The 17612-nt window shown below is 64.3% G+C and carries 32 protein-coding genes; 31 read left to right on the forward strand and 1 reads right to left on the reverse strand.

Features of this window, described 5'->3' with window-relative positions:
- Positions 1-368: 368 nt before the first annotated feature.
- From rpsJ to map, 24 genes are all read left to right on the forward strand, one after another.
- Positions 369-674: a 30S ribosomal protein S10 gene (gene rpsJ / locus MWU77_RS20960; protein ID WP_003938093.1), complete on the forward strand. Its 306-nt coding sequence runs from the start codon at positions 369-371 to the stop codon at positions 672-674.
- Positions 675-713: 39 nt separating this feature from the next.
- On the forward strand, positions 714-1367 hold the full coding sequence (gene rplC, locus MWU77_RS20965) for a 50S ribosomal protein L3 (protein WP_169685519.1): 654 nt from the start codon (positions 714-716) through the stop codon (positions 1365-1367).
- Positions 1364-2047 (forward strand): 50S ribosomal protein L4, encoded by a 684-nt coding sequence (gene rplD / locus MWU77_RS20970; RefSeq protein WP_169685521.1) that lies wholly within the window; start codon positions 1364-1366, stop codon positions 2045-2047. The genes rplC and rplD overlap by 4 nt, the downstream gene beginning before the upstream one ends.
- The gene (gene rplW / locus MWU77_RS20975; protein WP_169685523.1) at positions 2044-2349 is read left to right on the forward strand and encodes a 50S ribosomal protein L23; all 306 of its coding nucleotides are present in this window, start codon (positions 2044-2046) and stop codon (positions 2347-2349) included. The genes rplD and rplW overlap by 4 nt, the downstream gene beginning before the upstream one ends.
- Positions 2350-2387: 38 nt before the next feature.
- Positions 2388-3221 (forward strand): 50S ribosomal protein L2, encoded by an 834-nt coding sequence (gene rplB / locus MWU77_RS20980; RefSeq protein WP_169685525.1) that lies wholly within the window; start codon positions 2388-2390, stop codon positions 3219-3221.
- A gap of 19 nt (positions 3222-3240) precedes the next feature.
- Entirely contained in the window at positions 3241-3522 is a 282-nt protein-coding gene (rpsS, locus tag MWU77_RS20985; RefSeq protein ID WP_169685527.1) for a 30S ribosomal protein S19, read from the forward strand.
- On the forward strand, positions 3519-3911 hold the full coding sequence (gene rplV, locus MWU77_RS20990) for a 50S ribosomal protein L22 (protein WP_169685529.1): 393 nt from the start codon (positions 3519-3521) through the stop codon (positions 3909-3911). The genes rpsS and rplV overlap by 4 nt, the downstream gene beginning before the upstream one ends.
- A complete protein-coding gene (gene rpsC, locus MWU77_RS20995) occupies positions 3911-4702 on the forward strand; it encodes a 30S ribosomal protein S3 (protein WP_132471069.1) in 792 nt (263 codons plus the stop codon). Before rplV ends, rpsC begins: the two co-directional genes overlap by 1 nt.
- Before the next feature lie 4 nt (positions 4703-4706).
- Positions 4707-5123 (forward strand): 50S ribosomal protein L16, encoded by a 417-nt coding sequence (gene rplP, locus MWU77_RS21000; protein WP_169685532.1) that lies wholly within the window; start codon positions 4707-4709, stop codon positions 5121-5123.
- Positions 5123-5359 carry a 50S ribosomal protein L29 gene (rpmC, locus tag MWU77_RS21005; RefSeq protein WP_054716697.1) on the forward strand — a complete coding sequence of 79 codons (237 nt, stop codon included), beginning with the start codon at positions 5123-5125 and terminating at the stop codon, positions 5357-5359. Before rplP ends, rpmC begins: the two co-directional genes overlap by 1 nt.
- On the forward strand, positions 5356-5640 hold the full coding sequence (gene rpsQ / locus MWU77_RS21010; protein WP_054805954.1) for a 30S ribosomal protein S17: 285 nt from the start codon (positions 5356-5358) through the stop codon (positions 5638-5640). Before rpmC ends, rpsQ begins: the two co-directional genes overlap by 4 nt.
- Positions 5641-5937: 297 nt before the next feature.
- A complete protein-coding gene (gene rplN, locus MWU77_RS21015; RefSeq protein WP_003938082.1) occupies positions 5938-6306 on the forward strand; it encodes a 50S ribosomal protein L14 in 369 nt (122 codons plus the stop codon).
- Positions 6306-6623 (forward strand): 50S ribosomal protein L24, encoded by a 318-nt coding sequence (gene rplX / locus MWU77_RS21020; RefSeq protein WP_169685534.1) that lies wholly within the window; start codon positions 6306-6308, stop codon positions 6621-6623. The genes rplN and rplX overlap by 1 nt, the downstream gene beginning before the upstream one ends.
- 1 nt (position 6624) lies before the next feature.
- Positions 6625-7191 (forward strand): 50S ribosomal protein L5, encoded by a 567-nt coding sequence (rplE, locus tag MWU77_RS21025; RefSeq protein ID WP_054716688.1) that lies wholly within the window; start codon positions 6625-6627, stop codon positions 7189-7191.
- Positions 7192-7195: 4 nt separating this feature from the next.
- Positions 7196-7381, forward strand: coding sequence for a type Z 30S ribosomal protein S14 (locus MWU77_RS21030; RefSeq protein ID WP_169685536.1), 186 nt, complete (start codon positions 7196-7198; stop codon positions 7379-7381).
- Between the two features lie 167 nt (positions 7382-7548).
- Positions 7549-7947: a 30S ribosomal protein S8 gene (rpsH, locus tag MWU77_RS21035; protein WP_054716682.1), complete on the forward strand. Its 399-nt coding sequence runs from the start codon at positions 7549-7551 to the stop codon at positions 7945-7947.
- A 14-nt stretch (positions 7948-7961) separates the two neighbouring features.
- Complete coding sequence (gene rplF / locus MWU77_RS21040) at positions 7962-8501, forward strand: 50S ribosomal protein L6 (protein ID WP_169685538.1); 540 nt, start codon at positions 7962-7964, stop codon at positions 8499-8501.
- 2 nt (positions 8502-8503) lie between these two features.
- Entirely contained in the window at positions 8504-8911 is a 408-nt protein-coding gene (gene rplR, locus MWU77_RS21045) for a 50S ribosomal protein L18 (protein ID WP_054716703.1), read from the forward strand.
- A gap of 31 nt (positions 8912-8942) precedes the next feature.
- Positions 8943-9593 (forward strand): 30S ribosomal protein S5, encoded by a 651-nt coding sequence (rpsE, locus tag MWU77_RS21050; protein WP_169685540.1) that lies wholly within the window; start codon positions 8943-8945, stop codon positions 9591-9593.
- The gene (gene rpmD / locus MWU77_RS21055; protein ID WP_054805962.1) at positions 9593-9772 is read left to right on the forward strand and encodes a 50S ribosomal protein L30; all 180 of its coding nucleotides are present in this window, start codon (positions 9593-9595) and stop codon (positions 9770-9772) included. Before rpsE ends, rpmD begins: the two co-directional genes overlap by 1 nt.
- Before the next feature lie 2 nt (positions 9773-9774).
- The gene (rplO, locus tag MWU77_RS21060) at positions 9775-10218 is read left to right on the forward strand and encodes a 50S ribosomal protein L15 (RefSeq protein WP_169685542.1); all 444 of its coding nucleotides are present in this window, start codon (positions 9775-9777) and stop codon (positions 10216-10218) included.
- 252 nt (positions 10219-10470) lie between these two features.
- Complete coding sequence (secY, locus tag MWU77_RS21065) at positions 10471-11784, forward strand: preprotein translocase subunit SecY (RefSeq protein WP_169685544.1); 1314 nt, start codon at positions 10471-10473, stop codon at positions 11782-11784.
- Positions 11781-12326, forward strand: coding sequence for an adenylate kinase (locus MWU77_RS21070; RefSeq protein ID WP_169685546.1), 546 nt, complete (start codon positions 11781-11783; stop codon positions 12324-12326). Before secY ends, MWU77_RS21070 begins: the two co-directional genes overlap by 4 nt.
- A 17-nt stretch (positions 12327-12343) precedes the next feature.
- Positions 12344-13141, forward strand: coding sequence for a type I methionyl aminopeptidase (gene map, locus MWU77_RS21075; RefSeq protein ID WP_169685548.1), 798 nt, complete (start codon positions 12344-12346; stop codon positions 13139-13141).
- Here the strand turns inward: map and dtd are convergent, their stop codons facing one another.
- Positions 13142-13579, reverse strand: coding sequence for a D-aminoacyl-tRNA deacylase (gene dtd, locus MWU77_RS21080; RefSeq protein WP_169685550.1), 438 nt, complete (start codon positions 13577-13579; stop codon positions 13142-13144). It lies immediately after the preceding gene.
- 186 nt (positions 13580-13765) lie between these two features.
- On the opposite strand from dtd, the gene infA reads away from it, so the two are divergent.
- The 7 genes from infA to rplQ all read left to right on the forward strand — a co-directional run bounded on the left by infA (position 13766) and on the right by rplQ (position 17608).
- Positions 13766-13987: a translation initiation factor IF-1 gene (gene infA / locus MWU77_RS21085; RefSeq protein WP_006554587.1), complete on the forward strand. Its 222-nt coding sequence runs from the start codon at positions 13766-13768 to the stop codon at positions 13985-13987.
- 91 nt (positions 13988-14078) lie between these two features.
- Positions 14079-14192 (forward strand): 50S ribosomal protein L36, encoded by a 114-nt coding sequence (gene rpmJ, locus MWU77_RS21090; RefSeq protein ID WP_003938068.1) that lies wholly within the window; start codon positions 14079-14081, stop codon positions 14190-14192.
- Between the two features lie 207 nt (positions 14193-14399).
- The gene (rpsM, locus tag MWU77_RS21095) at positions 14400-14768 is read left to right on the forward strand and encodes a 30S ribosomal protein S13 (protein WP_169685552.1); all 369 of its coding nucleotides are present in this window, start codon (positions 14400-14402) and stop codon (positions 14766-14768) included.
- On the forward strand, positions 14768-15181 hold the full coding sequence (gene rpsK, locus MWU77_RS21100) for a 30S ribosomal protein S11 (RefSeq protein ID WP_169685554.1): 414 nt from the start codon (positions 14768-14770) through the stop codon (positions 15179-15181). The genes rpsM and rpsK overlap by 1 nt, the downstream gene beginning before the upstream one ends.
- A 27-nt stretch (positions 15182-15208) precedes the next feature.
- Positions 15209-15814: a 30S ribosomal protein S4 gene (gene rpsD / locus MWU77_RS21105; RefSeq protein ID WP_054715397.1), complete on the forward strand. Its 606-nt coding sequence runs from the start codon at positions 15209-15211 to the stop codon at positions 15812-15814.
- A gap of 144 nt (positions 15815-15958) precedes the next feature.
- Entirely contained in the window at positions 15959-17017 is a 1059-nt protein-coding gene (locus tag MWU77_RS21110) for a DNA-directed RNA polymerase subunit alpha (RefSeq protein WP_054715400.1), read from the forward strand.
- A gap of 30 nt (positions 17018-17047) precedes the next feature.
- Complete coding sequence (gene rplQ, locus MWU77_RS21115; RefSeq protein WP_169685556.1) at positions 17048-17608, forward strand: 50S ribosomal protein L17; 561 nt, start codon at positions 17048-17050, stop codon at positions 17606-17608.
- The last annotated feature ends 4 nt before the right edge of the window (positions 17609-17612 follow it).

The following is a 17612-nucleotide window of genomic DNA, read 5'->3' on the forward strand; positions in this document are numbered from 1 at the left end:
GCCATGGATGTTTCGCGGCTCGGAACGGTGAAGTAGTGACAGTCGCGGATCGAGCCTTACGGCCAGGTCGCGGCCACATGCAAGACGGAAGCAGTACCAGCGTGCGCTCGTATGAGCGCATCCGGTCCCGTTCTGTGCGGTGTCGAAATGCAGATTTCGGCGCCGGGGAATGAGCGACGGAGCGACACGCCCGACCGCGTGGACCGGAGAACAATGACAGATGAACAGCGGCAGCGGATCGGGTGAGCCCGGCTCGCGATGTGTATGAGTGCTGTTCTCTGTCGCCTGTTCCGTTCGGAACTGTGCAGACGAGGTGGTTCCCGATCAGATCGGGTGCTACGAAACGCGGCAAGAAAAGGACACTAAGCGTGGCGGGACAGAAGATCCGCATCAGGCTCAAGGCCTATGACCACGAGGCGATCGACGCATCTGCGCGCAAGATCGTCGAGACGGTCACCCGTACGGGTGCCCGTGTGGTCGGCCCGGTGCCGTTGCCCACTGAAAAGAACGTGTACTGCGTCATTCGCTCGCCGCACAAGTACAAGGACTCGCGCGAGCACTTCGAGATGCGTACTCACAAGCGGCTGATCGACATCCTCGACCCGACGCCGAAGACGGTTGACGCACTCATGCGCATCGACCTCCCGGCGAGCGTCGACGTCAACATTCAGTGACTTACAGCGAGCTTGTAGAAGACGCAGCGGAGAGAACAGATGACTAACCAGATCAAGGGAATCCTGGGCACCAAGCTCGGCATGACCCAGGTCTTCGACGAGAACAACCGGGTCGTTCCGGTGACCGTCGTCAAGGCCGGACCGAACGTGGTCACGCAGATTCGCACGGAGGAGCGCGACGGCTACAACGCTGTGCAGCTCGCCTTCGGTGCGATTGCGCCGCGCAAGGTCAACAAGCCGGTCCGCGGCCAGTTCGACAAGGCAGGCGTGACCCCGCGCCGCCACCTCGTCGAGCTTCGTGTCGAGGACTCCTCGGAGTACGAGGTCGGCCAGGAACTGACCGCAGAGGTGTTCGAAGACGGCGCATTCGTCGACATCACGGGCACTTCCAAGGGCAAGGGCTTCGCCGGCACCATGAAGCGTCACGGCTTCGCCGGTCAGGGCGCTTCGCACGGTGCGCAGGCTGTGCACCGTCGTCCCGGCTCCATCGGTGGCTGCGCCACCCCGGGTCGTGTCTTCAAGGGCACGCGCATGTCCGGCCGTATGGGTAGCGACCGCGTCACGACGCAGAACCTCTCCGTCCACAAGGTGGACGCCGAGAACGGTCTGCTGCTTATCAAGGGCGCGATCCCCGGCCGCAAGGGCGGCCTCGTGATCGTCAAGACTGCAGTGAAGGGTGGTGCACGGGCATGACCAGCACCGAGACCGCAACCAAGCTGACGCTGGACGTCAAGGCTGCAGGTGGCAAGTCCACCGGCACCGTCGATCTCCCCGCGGAGATCTTCGACGCCCCGGCCAACATCGCGTTGCTGCACCAGGTGGTTGTCGCGCAGCTCGCTGCTGCACGCCAGGGCACGCACTCGACCAAGACGCGCGGAGAGGTCCGCGGCGGTGGTCGTAAGCCGTACCGCCAGAAGGGCACCGGCCGCGCCCGTCAGGGCTCGACCCGCGCACCGCAGTTCGTCGGTGGCGGCACCGTTCACGGCCCGCAGCCGCGCGACTACAGCCAGCGCACCCCCAAGAAGATGAAGGCAGCCGCCCTGCGCGGTGCCCTCTCCGACCGGGCGCGCAACGAGCGCATCCACGTGATCACCGAGCTCGTCGCGGGTCAGACCCCGTCGACGAAGTCGGCACGTGCCTTCCTCGGTGAGCTCACCGAGCGTAAGAACGTGCTCCTGGTGGTGGGACGTGCAGACGTCGCCGCGTGGAAGAGCGTGCAGAACCTGCCGAACGTCCACACGCTCGCACCCGATCAGCTGAACACCTACGACGTCCTCTACAGCGACGATGTCGTGTTCAGCGTCGAGGCGCTCAACGCGTTCATTCACGGGCCGGCCGAGTCGGCTCAGGAAGTCAAGGAGGAGAGCAAGTGAGCACGATCGCCGATCCGCGCGACATCCTGCTGGCTCCCGTCGTCTCCGAGAAGTCCTACGGGCTGATGGAAGAGGGCACCTACACCTTCCTGGTCCACCCGGACTCGAACAAGACGCAGATCAAGATTGCCGTCGAGAAGGTCTTCGGCGTCAAGGTGAGCAGCGTCAACACCGCCAACCGTCAGGGCAAGCGCAAGCGGACGCGGTTCGGTTACGGCAAGCGCAAGGACACCAAGCGCGCGCTCGTGACCCTGACCGCCGACAGCAAGCCCATCGAGATCTTCGGAGGCCCGGTCGCCTAGGCGCCGGAACTCGCGAGAGATAGAGGACGAGAAGACTCATGGCAATCCGTAAGTACAAGCCGACTACGCCGGGCCGTCGTGGCGCCAGTGTGTCGGACTTCGCCGAGATCACTCGGTCGACGCCCGAGAAGTCGCTGATCCGCCCGCTGCACGGTCGCGGTGGTCGCAACGCGCACGGTCGTATCACGACCCGGCACAAGGGTGGCGGACACAAGCGCGCATACCGCTTGATCGATTTCCGTCGCAACGACAAGGACGGCATCCCGGCCAAGGTCGCTCACATCGAGTACGACCCCAACCGCACCGCCCGCATCGCGCTGCTCCACTACGTGGACGGCGAGAAGCGCTACATCATCGCCCCCAAGGGCCTGGTGCAGGGTGCTCCGGTCGAGTCCGGCCCGACGGCCGACATCAAGCCGGGCAACAACCTGCCGCTGCGCAACATCCCGACCGGTACCACCATCCACGCGGTGGAACTGCGTCCCGGTGGCGGAGCCAAGATGGCCCGTTCGGCCGGCGCGAGCATCCAGCTTCTCGGTAAGGAAGGCACCTACGCCACGCTGCGTATGCCGTCCGGTGAGATCCGTCGCGTCGACGTGCGCTGCCGCGCAACCGTCGGCGAGGTCGGCAACGCCGAGCAGTCGAACATCAACTGGGGCAAGGCCGGCCGTATGCGCTGGAAGGGCAAGCGTCCTACCGTCCGCGGTGTCGTGATGAACCCGGTCGACCACCCGCACGGCGGTGGTGAGGGCAAGACCTCCGGTGGTCGCCACCCGGTCAGCCCGTGGGGCAAGCCCGAGGGCCGCACCCGCAAGAACAAGGCGTCCGACAAGCTCATCGTTCGTCGTCGCCGCACCGGCAAGAAGCGCTAGTCAAGGAGGGAGTTAGAGAATGCCACGCAGCCTCAAGAAAGGCCCGTTCGTCGACGACCACCTCCTGGCCAAGGTGGACGCTCAGAACGAAAAGGGCACCAAGCAGGTCATCAAGACCTGGTCGCGCCGCTCGACGATCCTGCCCGATTTCATCGGTCACACGTTTGCAGTCCACGACGGACGCAAGCACGTTCCGGTGTTCGTCTCGGATTCGATGGTCGGCCACAAGCTCGGTGAATTCGCACCGACCCGTACGTTCAAGGGCCACATCAAGGACGACCGGAAGAGCAAGCGTCGATGAGTACTGAAACCACAAACCCGAGCGCTCGGGCTGTTGCGCGCCACGTGCGCGTGACCCCGATGAAGGCGCGCCGCGTCGTCGACATCGTTCGCGGAAAGTCTGTCGAGGAAGCCCTCGCAATTCTGAAGTTCGCGCCGCAGGCCGCTGCAGAGCCGGTCGCCAAGGTCATCGCCTCGGCAGCTGCGAACGCACAGAACAACCTGAACCTCGACCCCAGCACGCTCGTCATCGCGACGGCGTACGTGGACGAGGGCGCAACCCTCAAGCGGTTCCAGCCGCGTGCACAGGGTCGCGCGTTCCGTATCCGCAAGCGGTCGAGCCACATCACCGTGATCGTGGAGAGCGTCGGCTCGAACTCGTCTCGCAATCGCCGGAAGGGAGCTCAGTAGTGGGCCAGAAGATCAACCCGCACGGCTTCCGTCTGGGCATCACCACCGACTGGAAGTCGCGTTGGTACGCAGACAAGCAGTACGCGGACTACGTGAAGGAAGACGTCGCGATCCGTAAGTTCCTGGCCTCCGGCCTCGAGCGTGCGGGCATCGCGAAGGTCGAGATCGAGCGCACCCGCGATCGTGTGCGTGTGGATATCCACACCGCGCGTCCGGGCATCGTCATCGGCCGCCGCGGCGCCGAGGCCGATCGCATCCGTGCCGAGCTCGAGAAGCTGACCGGCAAGCAGGTTCAGCTCAACATCCTCGAGGTCAAGAACGCCGAGTCCGAGGCTCAGCTGGTGGCGCAGGGCGTCGCAGAGCAGCTCTCGAACCGCGTGGCGTTCCGCCGGGCGATGCGCAAGGCCATTCAGTCGGCCATGCGTCAGCCCAACGTCAAGGGCATCCGCGTGCAGTGCTCGGGCCGCCTCGGTGGCGCGGAGATGTCGCGTTCGGAGTTCTACCGCGAAGGTCGCGTCCCGCTGCACACGCTGCGCGCGGACATCGACTACGGCCTCTACGAGGCGAAGACCACCTTCGGTCGTATCGGCGTGAAGGTCTGGATCTACAAGGGCGACATCGTCGGTGGCCGTCGCGAGCTCGCTGCTGCCGCAGCTGCTCCCGCCGACCGTCCGCGTCGTGAGCGTCCGAGCCGCCCGCGTCGTTCCGGCGCCTCGGGCACCACCGCGACGAGCACCGAAGCGGGACGGGCAGCCGACGCCCCGGCTTCGGCAGAGAACAAGGAGGGCTGACGCAATGTTGATCCCCCGGCGGGTCAAACACCGCAAGCAGCACCATCCGAGCCGTTCGGGTAACGCCAAGGGCGGCACCCAGGTTGCCTTCGGCGAGTACGGCATCCAGGCTCTCGAGCCGGCCTACATCACGAACCGGCAGATCGAAGCCGCTCGTATCGCCATGACCCGGCACATCAAGCGTGGCGGCAAGATCTGGATCAACATCTTCCCGGATCGCCCGCTCACCAAGAAGCCGGCCGAAACCCGCATGGGTTCCGGTAAGGGTTCGCCCGAGTGGTGGGTCGCGAACGTCAAGCCCGGTCGCGTGCTGTTCGAGATGAGCTACCCGAACGAGGAGACTGCTCGTGAGGCCCTGCGCCGCGCGATGCACAAGCTCCCGTGCAAGTGCCGGATCGTGACGAGGGAGGAGCAGTTCTGATGGCTACCGAAACCCCCGCCGCAGAACTCCGCGAGCTCACCGAGGAAGAGTTGACCTCGAAGCTTCGCGAGTCCAAGGAAGAGCTGTTCAACCTCCGCTTCCAGATGGCTACCGGTCAGCTGGACAACAACCGACGACTGCGCACCGTGCGTAACGAGATCGCTCGTATCTACACGGTTCTGCGCGAGCGTGAGCTCGGTCTGGCCACCGGCCCGGATGCGGGTGACGTGGCATGAGTGAGGAAAAGGCAGTGACCCAGAACGAAGAGCGCGCGAGCCGCAAGGTCCGCATCGGCTACGTCGTCTCGGACAAGATGGAAAAGACCATCGTGGTCGAGCTCGAGGATCGCGTGAAGCACCCGCTGTACGGCAAGATCATCCGCCGTACGACCAAGGTGAAGGCACACGACGAGAACGGTCTCGCCGGCATCGGCGACCGCGTGCAGCTGATGGAGACCCGTCCGCTGTCCGCGTCGAAGCGCTGGCGTCTGGTCGAGGTGCTCGAGAAGGCCAAGTAGTCCTCTCACACCTCGTGTGACGAAAATCCTCGGCCCGGCGTCCATTTCGGACGCCGGGCCGAGGTCGTGTTCGGAGTGCGGAAGCAGACGCGGAGTTTCGTGCGTCCCACCGGGATCCGGGATGGGAGTGATCGCACAGTTCGCTAATTTGCCCGGGGTACGGTATATGGCCTACCCTGGACGGGTTGCTTCGCGGGACCCGTGTGTCTTGCACACGTGCGCCGTGAGTAGCCGACGACCGCGTACGTCCAGGTCGGAAATCTGACGTACAAACCAATCCAGGTCAAGGAGACGTAAGTGATCCAGCAGGAGTCGCGACTGCGCGTCGCCGACAACACGGGTGCCAAGGAGATTCTCTGCATCCGCGTTCTCGGTGGTTCGTCCCGTCGCTACGCCGGTATCGGCGACATCATTGTCGCCACCGTCAAGGACGCCATCCCCGGCGGCAACGTCAAGCGTGGCGATGTCGTCAAGGCCGTGATCGTGCGCACCGCCAAGGAGCGCCGCCGGCCGGACGGCTCGTACATCAAGTTCGATGAGAACGCCGCAGTCATCATCAAGGGTGACAACGATCCGCGCGGCACCCGCATCTTCGGACCCGTCGGTCGCGAGCTTCGCGACAAGCGGTTCATGAAGATCGTCTCGCTCGCTCCGGAGGTGCTGTGATGAAGGTGCACAAGGGCGACACCGTGCTCGTCATCTCGGGTAAGGACAAGGGTGCGAAGGGCAAGGTCATTGCTGCCTTCCCGCGCGAGAACCGTGTCCTCGTCGAGGGCGTGAACCGGATCAAGAAGCACACCGCGGTCTCGGCCAACGAGCGTGGCGCCTCTTCGGGCGGCATCGTGACGCAGGAGGCCCCGATCCACGTTTCCAACGTTGCGGTCGTCGACTCGGACGGAAACGCCACTCGCGTCGGCTACCGGACCGATGAGGAAACCGGCAAGCGCGTTCGGATTTCCCGGAAGAACGGGAAGGACATCTGACATGACCACCACCGAGAACAAGATCCAGCCGCGTCTGAAGACCCGCTACCGCGCGGAGATCCGTGACGCGCTGAACGCGGAGTTCGCCTACGCGAACGTCATGCAGATCCCCGGCGTCGTGAAGGTCGTCGTCAACATGGGTGTCGGCGACGCAGCCCGCGACGCGAAGCTCATCAACGGCGCGGTCAACGACCTCGCGTTGATCACCGGTCAGAAGCCGGAGATCCGCAAGGCCCGTAAGTCCATCGCGCAGTTCAAGCTTCGCGAGGGTATGCCCATCGGTGCGCGTGTCACGCTCCGCGGGGATCGCATGTGGGAGTTCCTGGACCGTCTCGTGTCCATCGCGCTTCCCCGTATCCGCGACTTCCGTGGCCTGAACGGCAACCAGTTCGATGGCAACGGCAACTACACGTTCGGCCTGAACGAGCAGTCGATGTTCCACGAGATCGACGTGGACAAGATCGACCGCCCGCGCGGCATGGACATCACTGTCGTGACCACCGCTACCAACAACGAAGAAGGCCGTGCCCTGCTCAAGCACCTCGGCTTCCCGTTCAAGGAGAACTGAGCCCATGGCTAAGAAGGCACTGGTCAACAAGGCCAACAAGAAGCCGAAGTTTGCGGTTCGCGCTTACACGCGCTGCCAGCGTTGCGGTCGCCCGCACGCGGTGTTCCGCAAGTTCGGTCTCTGCCGCGTCTGCCTCCGTGAGATGGCACACGCAGGCGAGCTTCCGGGAGTTCACAAGAGCTCCTGGTGACGTGAGCGGGTGGGCGGAGACCTCGTGCCTCCGCCCACCGTCACGCTGTCAGGGGCCGGCTCATTTCGGGCCGGCTCGCATTTGAAACCAAATTCGCTGCAGGCCCACGACCGGATTCTTCCGGTGTTGCATGGGAACCGCTCCGAGAAAGGTGTACAGGTCAGACCATGACCATGACCGACCCCATCGCAGACTTCTTGACGCGTCTGCGTAACGCCAACACGGCGTTCCACGACGAGGTGAAGCTCCCGTCGTCGAAGATCAAGGTGAACATCGCCGAGATCCTCAAGCGCGAGGGCTACATCTCCGACTACCGCACCGAGGACGCCGAGGTGGGCAAGACCCTCGTCGTCGACCTCAAGTACGGGCCTTCCCGTGAGCGCAGCCTCGCCGGCGTGCGACGCGTGTCGAAGCCCGGCCTTCGTGTGTACGCGAAGTCCACCAACCTGCCCAAGGTCCTGGGCGGACTCGGCGTGGCGATCATCTCCACGTCGTCCGGTCTGCTCACCGATCGCCAGGCGGCCAAGCAGGGAGTAGGCGGGGAAGTCCTCGCCTACGTCTGGTAAGGGAGGCCACCACAATGTCGCGAATCGGAAAACTCCCCGTTGCAGTTCCCTCGGGTGTCGAGGTGAACATCGATGGCCAGAATGTCGCAGTGAAGGGCCCCAAGGGCAACCTGTCGCTGACGATCGCTGAGCCCATCTCCATCGCCAAGGGCGACGACGGGGCACTGAACATCAACCGCCCCAACGACGAGCGTCGCAGCCGTGCGCTGCACGGTCTGTCGCGGACCCTGGTGCAGAACCTCATCGTCGGTGTGACCGAGGGTTACACCATCAAGATGGAGATCTTCGGCGTCGGCTACCGCGTGGCGCTCAAGGGCAAGGACCTCGAGTTCTCGCTCGGCTACAGCCACCCGGTGCTCATCGAGGCCCCCGAAGGCATCACCTTTGCCGTCGAGGCCCCCACGAAGTTCTCGATTGCGGGTATCGACAAGCAGCAGGTCGGCCAGATCGCGGCCAACATTCGCCGTTTGCGTAAGTCCGACCCGTACAAGGGCAAGGGCATCCGCTACGAGGGTGAGCAGGTCCGTCGCAAGGTCGGAAAGACGGGTAAGTGATCATGAGCCAGACCGAGAACCAGAAGGCCAAGCGGATCCCGCGCGGCAAGGATGCGTCCACCACGCGTCGGCTGTCGAAGACGCGTCGTCATTTCCGCCTCCGCAAGAAGATCGCCGGAACGGCAGAGCGTCCGCGTCTCGTCGTCAACCGTTCGTCGCGCCACATGCACGTGCAGGTCATCAACGACCTCACCGGCACGACCGTTGCCGCTGCGTCGACCATCGAGGCCGACGTGCGTGCGCTCGAGGGCGACAAGAAGGCGCGTGGCGCCAAGGTCGGCCAGCTGATCGCCGAGCGCGCGAAGGCTGCCGGCGTGGAATCCGTGGTCTTCGACCGCGGTGGACACACCTACAGCGGCCGCATCGCGGCCCTCGCGGACGCAGCGCGCGAGAGCGGGCTGAAGTTCTGATGATCATCTTTTCGAACGGAAGGAACGTCTGATGCCGGGACGTCAGCGGCGTGACGGCGGAAACGGCCCCGCCGGACAGAATGGCCCCAACACCGGGGACAACCGTGGTGGTCGCGACCGCCGCGATCGCGACTCGCGCGGCGGCAACGCTGCCGAGCGGTCGAACCACATCGAGCGTGTCGTCTCGATCAACCGTGTGTCGAAGGTCGTCAAGGGCGGCCGGCGCTTCAGCTTCACCGCGCTGGTGATCGTCGGAGACGGCAACGGTGTGGTCGGCGTCGGTTACGGCAAGGCCAAGGAAGTTCCCGCGGCCATCACCAAGGGTGTCGAGGAAGCTCGCAAGAACTTCTTCCGCGTTCCGCTCATCGGCGGAACCATCACCCACCCGGTTCAGGGTGAGGCTGCTGCAGGTGTCGTCCTGCTGCGTCCGGCTTCCCCCGGTACCGGTGTGATCGCCGGTGGCGCGGTTCGCGCCGTGCTGGAGTGCGCGGGCATCTCCGACATCCTGTCGAAGTCGCTCGGCTCCGACAATGCCATCAACGTGGTGCACGCGACGGTTGCAGCTCTCAAGGGCCTGCAGCGTCCGGAGGAAGTTGCGGCTCGCCGCGGGCTTCCCCTCGAGGACGTCGCTCCCGCAGGCATGCTTCGCGCCCGTGCACTGGCTGCTGGGAGCGTGAAGTAATGGCAGAGCTGAAGATCACCCAGATCAAGAGCACCATCGGTACCAAGCAGAATCAGCGTGACAGCCTGCGCACCCTCGGCCTGCGGAAGATCCGCCAGTCGGTGGTCCGCGAGGACAACGCGCAGAACCGTGGCTTGATCAACGTGGTGCGTCACCTCGTGACCGTTGAGGAGGTCTGAGAATGACCATCAAGCTGCATCACCTGCGCCCGGCTCCGGGCGCGAAGACGGACAAGACCCGCGTCGGACGCGGTGAGGGTTCGAAGGGCAAGACCGCTGGTCGCGGTACGAAGGGCACCAAGGCGCGTAAGAACGTCTCGGCAGCCTTCGAGGGTGGCCAGATGCCCCTGCACATGCGTCTGCCGAAGCTCAAGGGATTCAAGAACGCATTCCGCACCGAGTACCAGGTCGTCAACGTCAGCGACATCGCCCGGGTCTTCCCGGAGGGTGGCCAGATCGGCGTCGACGAGCTCGTTGCCAAGGGCCTGGTTCGCAAGAACCAGCTCGTGAAGGTCCTCGGCGAGGGCGAGATCGCGGTTGCCGTTCAGGTGTCCGCGAACAAGTTCTCCGGCTCCGCCAAGGAGAAGATCGCCGCTGCCGGTGGTACTGCAACCGAACTGGCCTGACCGGTTCGATTCTGTATGAATCACGGCTGACGAACGGCCGCGGTGCAGTCGATGACTGCGCCGCGGCCGTTCGCGTATCTCTGTGCTGCCGTACGCTTGTGACGTACTTGCAGCGCGTTGCGCCTCCTCGTCGTCCCGCGGATGATCCTGACCGGTGGCCGTCGGGGTGCGCACTGTTAGAGTTCTAGAGTTGTCTACTGTCCGACGGGCCCATCCGGCCTGTCGCTCCCGATCGGCCTGCCAGGAGGATTCTTGCTTTCCGCCTTCGTCTCGGCCCTCAGGACACCGGACCTGAGGCGGAAGATCCTCATCGCCCTCGGGCTGGTGGCTCTGTACCGTCTCGGCGCCTCGGTGCCGTCCCCGGGCGTCGACTACGGAAACGTCCAGGCGTGTGTCGACCAGCTCGCCGGCAGTGAACAGGCCGGCATCTACTCCCTGATCAATCTGTTCTCGGGTGGTGCCCTCCTTCAGCTGTCGGTGTTCGCTATCGGTATCATGCCGTTCATCACCGCGAGCATCATCGTGCAGCTGCTCACCGTCGTGATCCCCAGATTCGAAGAACTCCGCAAGGAGGGGCAGGCGGGTCAGGCCAAGATGACGCAGTACACGCGTTATCTGGCTGTGGCGCTCGCCGTCCTGCAGGCAACCGGCATCGTGGCGCTCGCCGCCCGAGGGCAGCTGCTGCAGGGCTGCTCCGAGCCGATCCTGGCCGACGACAGCGTCTTCGGCATGGTCGTGATCGTCCTCGTCATGACTGCGGGCGCCGCGGTGGTGATGTGGTTCGGCGAACTGATCACCGAACGCGGTGTCGGCAACGGCATGTCGATCCTGATCTTCGCAGGTATCGCGTCCGCGCTGCCGAGCGAAGGCCGGACGATCCTCGAATCCCGAGGTGGTCTCGTCTTCGCGATCGTGCTGGTTGTCGCGCTGCTTCTCATCACCGGCGTCGTCTTCGTCGAGCAGGGACAACGTCGTATCCCGGTGCAGTACGCCAAGCGGATGGTGGGCCGCCGTATGTACGGTGGTTCGTCGACTTATCTGCCGCTGAAGGTCAACCAGGCCGGCATCATCCCGGTGATCTTCGCGTCGTCGTTGCTGTATCTGCCCAACCTGATCGCTCAGCTCACCGGCGCGACCACCAACCCCGAGCCGAGCTGGTGGCAGCGCATCATCAACGAATATCTCGTCAACCCGAACAACCCGGTCTACATCGCGTTGTACTTCGGATTGATCGTGTTCTTCGTGTTCTTCTACGTCGCCATCACGTTCAATCCGGAAGAACGCGCCGACGAGATGAAGAAGTACGGCGGCTTCGTCCCCGGTATCCGGCCGGGCAGGCCCACCGCCGAGTACCTCAGCTACGTGCTCAACCGAATCACGGTTCCCGGCTCGATCTACCTCGGTCTCATCGCAGTACTTCCGAACTTCTTCTTGTCGGGCGGCCAGACCGCCAGCAGCATCTTCGGCGGCGCAGCGGTGCTCATTCTCGTCAGTGTCGCGCTGGACACTGTCAAGCAGATCGAAAGTCAATTGATGCAGCGCAACTACGAAGGGTTCCTCAAGTGAGACTTGTACTCCTCGGTCCTCCCGGTGCCGGCAAAGGCACACAGGCCGCAATCCTGTCCGAGAAGCTCGGCGTTCCCGCCATTTCGACCGGCGATCTCTTCCGCGCCAATATCGGGCAGGGCACCGCGCTCGGCTTGGAAGCCAAGAAGTACATCGATGCCGGAGATCTCGTCCCCGCGGAGATCACCAACAACATGGTGCGCGAACGGCTTGCAGAGCCCGACGCCGCCAACGGATTCCTTCTGGACGGGTTCCCTCGTAGCGTCGAGCAGGCCGAGGAACTCGGCAACATCCTGAAGAACCTGTCCACTTCTCTCGACGGTGTGCTGTCGTTCGTCATCGACGAGGACGTCGTCGTCGGTCGCATGCTCGCTCGCGGTCGTGCCGATGACACCGAAGACGTCATCCGCAACCGTCTCCGGGTCTACCGGGAAGAGACCGCGCCGTTGCTCGACCACTATGCAGATGTCCTCATCACGGTCGACGCTGTCGGCGAGGTCGACGAGATCAACGCGCGCGCACTCGCGGCGCTCGGCAAGTAGACACAGGAATTTTCGGTATGGGTTTCGGGCGCAAGCGCAAAGTGGTTCCGTTCCGCACTTCCGGCGAGCTCGACGCGATGGCGGCCGCTGGTGCCATCGTGGGCGCCGCGCTCGTAGCGGTACGAGATGCGGCCAAGCCGGGCGTGAGCACCCTGGAACTCGACCGGGTGGCGGAAGCGGTGATCCGTGATGCGGGTGCCGTTCCGTCGTTCCTGGGATACCACGGCTTCACCGGCTCGATCTGTTCGTCGGTCAACGACCGGGTGGTGCACGGCATCCCTTCGGCAGACGAGATCCTGGCCGAGGGTGACCTGGTGTCGATCGACTGCGGAGCGATCCTCGACGGATGGCACGGCGATTCCGCCTGGAGCTTCGGGGTGGGGGAGTTGTCCGCTGCCGACTCCGACCTCAGCGACGCGACGCGCCTGTCGATGGAAGCGGGTATCGCCGCGATGATCGCGGGTAACCGCCTCACCGACGTATCCCACGCGATCGAAAAGGGCACACACGCCGCAGAACGTCTGCACGGTCGTCCGTACGGCATCGTGGACGGCTACGGTGGGCACGCCATCGGCCGCGAGATGCATATGGACCCGTTCCTCCCGAACGAGGGCAAGCCCGGCAAGGGTCCGCAGCTCGTGGTGGGTTCGGTGCTCGCGATCGAGCCGATGCTCACCCTCGGCACCCACGAGACCGTCGTCCTCGACGACGAGTGGACCGTGGTGACCACCGACGGGAGTCGTGCGGCGCACTGGGAGCACACCGTGGCTGTCACCGAGGACGGTCCTCGTATCCTGACTCTTCGCGCGGAGTAGTCACACCTCGACGAGCAGGGTGACCGGGCCGTCGTTGACGAGGCTCACTTCCATGTGGGCACCGAACACTCCGGATTCGACATGTGCACCGAGTGTGCGCAGCGCCGAGATGAACTCGTCGATCAAGGGTTCGGCCACGGGTCTGGGGGCTGCCGCCGACCACGACGGACGTCTGCTCTTCCGGGTATCCGCCATGAGGGTGAACTGGCTCACGACCAGCAGCGGAGCATGCAGGTCCGAGGCAGACTTCTCGTCTTCGAGAATCCGCATCGACCAGACCTTGCGTGCGAGTGTCGCGGCTTTCGCTGCGTCGTCGTCGTGGGTGACACCGACGAGGACGAGCAGACCGTGACCGCCGTCCGGGGGCGTGATCCGCGCGACCTCCGCTCCGTCGACCGTGACGGATGCAGTGGTGACCCGTTGAATCAGCGCACGCACGTGTGCCTCCTTACATCATTGCCATTTGGCCAGGTGAGAAAGTTCCCGTAATATCGATCGGTGGTGCGCGCTGCGCTCCGGTCGGTCTGCGTCGACGTGGTCTTCGCAAAGGAGATCCGGGGATGCCGAGCGTCACGGTATCGGATACCGATGCAACCACACGTCGAACAACGGATCGCGGAGGATATGGCTAAGAAGGACGGCGCAATCGAGGTCGAGGGTCGGGTTATCGAACCGCTTCCCAATGCGATGTTCCGCATCGAGCTGGAGAACGGCCACAAGGTGCTGGCCCACATCAGCGGCAAGATGCGGCAGCACTACATTCGTATCCTTCCCGAGGACCGGGTTGTCGTGGAGCTTTCGCCCTACGACCTCACGCGTGGACGCATCGTCTACCGCTACAAGTAACAGGCTTCCCCGGCCGGACGGTCGGGGAAAAACATGTCTCCGGAAGGGCTACGCCGTATCCGGAGGCGCACATACAGGAGATCGGACGCACGTGAAGGTTCAGCCTAGCGTCAAGAAGATCTGCGAGAAGTGCAAGGTGATCCGTCGTAACGGTCGGGTCATGGTGATCTGCGAGAACCTGCGTCACAAGCAGCGTCAGGGCTAGATCCACCTTCCTCGCGAAGATCTGCTTGGCAACAAGCAAGAAGACCTTCCAGTACCAGTCGCACGGTTACGATCCGCGATTCGTCGCGGAGCTGTGCGATATACCCCCGGTTCGGAGGCCGGGGCCCCACTGTGTTTGTCACTACACAGTTTCTTACGCAGGGGACGGGCTGGGAGCAGACCTCCGCACACCGAATAGGAATGCCACATGGCACGTCTCGCAGGTGTTGATCTTCCCCGCGAAAAGCGGATGGAGATCGCACTGACCTACATCTACGGCATCGGCCGTACCCGCTCCAAGGAGATCCTCGAGGCAACCGGCGTCAGCCCGGACCTGCGCAGCAAGGATCTGTCCGACGAGGATCTCTCGAAGCTCCGCGAGTACATCGAGGAGAGCTACAAGGTCGAGGGTGACCTTCGTCGCGAGGTCCAGGCGGATATCCGTCGCAAGATCGAGATCGGCTGCTACCAGGGCCTGCGACACCGTCGTGGTCTGCCCGTGCGTGGACAGCGCACCAAGACCAACGCTCGTACCCGTAAGGGCCCGAAGCGCACCGTCGCAGGAAAGAAGAAGTAATGCCTCCCAAGTCACGCACCACCGGTCCGAAGAAGACCCAGAAGGCACGGCGCAGGGACAAGAAGAACGTCCCGCACGGCGCTGCTCACATCAAGAGCACCTTCAACAACACCATCGTCTCGATCACGGATCCTCAGGGCAACGTGATCTCCTGGGCGTCCTCGGGCCACGTCGGCTTCAAGGGCTCGCGCAAGTCGACTCCGTTCGCCGCGCAGCTCGCCGCCGAGAACGCTGCCCGCAAGGCGCAGGAGCACGGTGTCAAGAAGGTCGACGTCTTCGTCAAGGGCCCGGGTTCGGGCCGCGAGACCGCGATCCGCTCCCTCCAGGCCGCAGGCCTCGAGGTCGGCACCATCTCCGACGTCACGCCCCAGCCGCACAACGGCTGCCGCCCTCCCAAGCGTCGTCGCGTCTAACAACGGGAAAGGAAAAGGTTCTAAGTCATGGCACGTTATACCGGTCCCGTTACCCGTAAGTCGCGTCGTCTCCGCGTCGACCTGGTCGGAGGCGACCAGGCCTTCGAGCGTCGCCCCTACCCGCCCGGCCAGCACGGCCGCGCGCGGATCAAGGAGAGCGAGTACCTGCTCCAGCTGCAGGAGAAGCAGAAGGCACGCTTCTCCTACGGCATCATGGAGAAGCAGTTCCGTCGCTACTACGAGGAAGCAGCCAGCCGCCCGGGTAAGACCGGTGAGGTCCTGCTGACCATCCTCGAGTCGCGCCTGGACAACGTCGTCTACCGTGCCGGCCTCGCGCGCACCCGCCGCCAGGCCCGCCAGCTGGTGTCCCACGGACACTTCCTGGTCAACGGCAAGAAGGTCGACATCCCGAGCTACCGCGTCTCCCAGTACGACATCATCGATGTCCGTGAGAAGTCGCTGAGCACGCTGCCGTTCCAGATCGCGCGTGAGACCCAGGGCGAGCGCCCGGTCGCCGCGTGGCTGCAGGTCGTCGGTCCGCGTCTGCGGGTGCTGGTCCACCAGCTGCCCGAGCGCGCGCAGATCGAGATCCCGCTGCAGGAACAGCTCATCGTCGAGTACTACTCGAAGTAAGAGCGCTTCGTGCTCTGTGGTCGGAGCTTCGTGCTCTGGCCACCGGGCACTTCGTGCCGTGGTGTCCTCCTTGCCTTCTCGGGCGGGAGGACACCACACCACCACTAGGGCGTCAAATAGCGGACGCCCACAAGGAGGCAACTCATGCTCATCTCGCAGCGACCCACTCTGACCGAAGAGGTCCTCGCCGACAATCGGTCGAAGTTCGTCATCGAGCCGCTCGAGCCCGGCTTCGGCTACACGCTCGGCAACTCGCTTCGTCGCACCCTGCTCTCCTCGATCCCCGGTGCCGCCGTCACCAGCATTCGCATCGACGGTGTGCTCCACGAGTTCACCACGGTTCCCGGTGTCAAGGAGGATGTCACCGACATCATCCTGAATCTCAAGGGCCTCGTGGTCAGCTCGGAAGAGGACGAGCCGGTCACCATGTACGTCCGTAAGCAGGGCCCGGGCGTCGTCACCGCAGCGGACATCGTTCCGCCGGCCGGTGTCGAGATCCACAATCCCGATCTGCACATCGCCACCCTGAACGACAAGGGCAAGCTGGAGGTCGAGCTCGTCGTCGAGCGCGGTCGCGGCTACGTCCCCGCCGTCCAGAACAAGGCATCCGGCGCCGAGATCGGCCGTATCCCGGTCGACTCGATCTACTCGCCGGTGCTCAAGGTGACGTACAAGGTGGAGGCCACCCGCGTCGAGCAGCGCACCGACTTCGATCGGCTGATCCTCGATGTGGAGACCAAGAACTCGATCGCTGCACGCGATGCACTCGCGTCGGCAGGCAAGACTCTTGTCGAGCTCTTCGGTCTGGCTCGTGAGCTGAACGTCGAAGCAGAAGGCATCGAGATCGGTCCCTCGCCCGCCGAGGCCGACCACATCGCCTCCTTCGGACTTCCGATCGAGGATCTGGACCTGACGGTCCGGTCCTACAACTGCCTGAAGCGCGAAGGTGTTCACACCGTCGGCGAGCTGGTGGCACGCACGGAATCCGACCTGCTCGACATCCGCAACTTCGGTCAGAAGTCCATCGACGAGGTCAAGGTCAAGCTGCACTCGCTCGGCCTGTCGCTGAAGGACAGCCCCGCGTCCTTCGATCCCAGCAGTGTTGCCGGCTATGACGCCGCCACCGGTACCTGGAGCGACACCGACGCCGGGTTCGGCGACACCGACGGCAACGAGGACTACGCCGAGACCGAGCAGCTGTAGCAGCTCACGGTCCGTTACTAGGAGAAAATCATGCCCAAGCCCAAGAAGGGCGCCCGCTTCGGCGGGTCGGCCTCGCACCAGAAGGCGATCTTCGCCAACCTGGCCACCGCGCTCTTCGAGCACGGCCGCATCACCACCACCGAGGCCAAGGCCAAGGCCCTGCGCCCGTACGCCGAGAAGCTCGTCACGCACGCAAAGGCCGGCACGCTGGCTTCGCGTCGTGAGGTGCTGAAGGTCATCCGCAACAAGGACGTCGTGCACGCCCTCTTCGCGGAGATCGGTCCCTCGTTCGAGGACCGCAACGGCGGCTACACGCGCATCATCAAGACGATGCCGCGCAAGGGCGACAATGCGCCCATGGCGATCATCGAGCTCGTGCGCGAGAAGACGGTCTCGTCCGAAGCCGATCGCGCTCGGCGTGTGGCGGCTTCGCAGGCCGCACCGGCTGCCGAGGAGAACGTGGTGGAGGCCACCACGGCCGACGCCACCGACGCCGAGGTCGAGAACGCCGATGCTGTCGTCGAGGCGATCGAAGACACCACCGCAACGGCCGCTGACGCGACCGAGGCGGACGAGGCCAAGAAGGACTAGTCCA

The sequence above is a fragment of the Rhodococcus sp. F64268 genome (assembly GCF_023015605.1).
Classification (GTDB): Bacteria; Actinomycetota; Actinomycetes; order Mycobacteriales; family Mycobacteriaceae; genus Rhodococcus.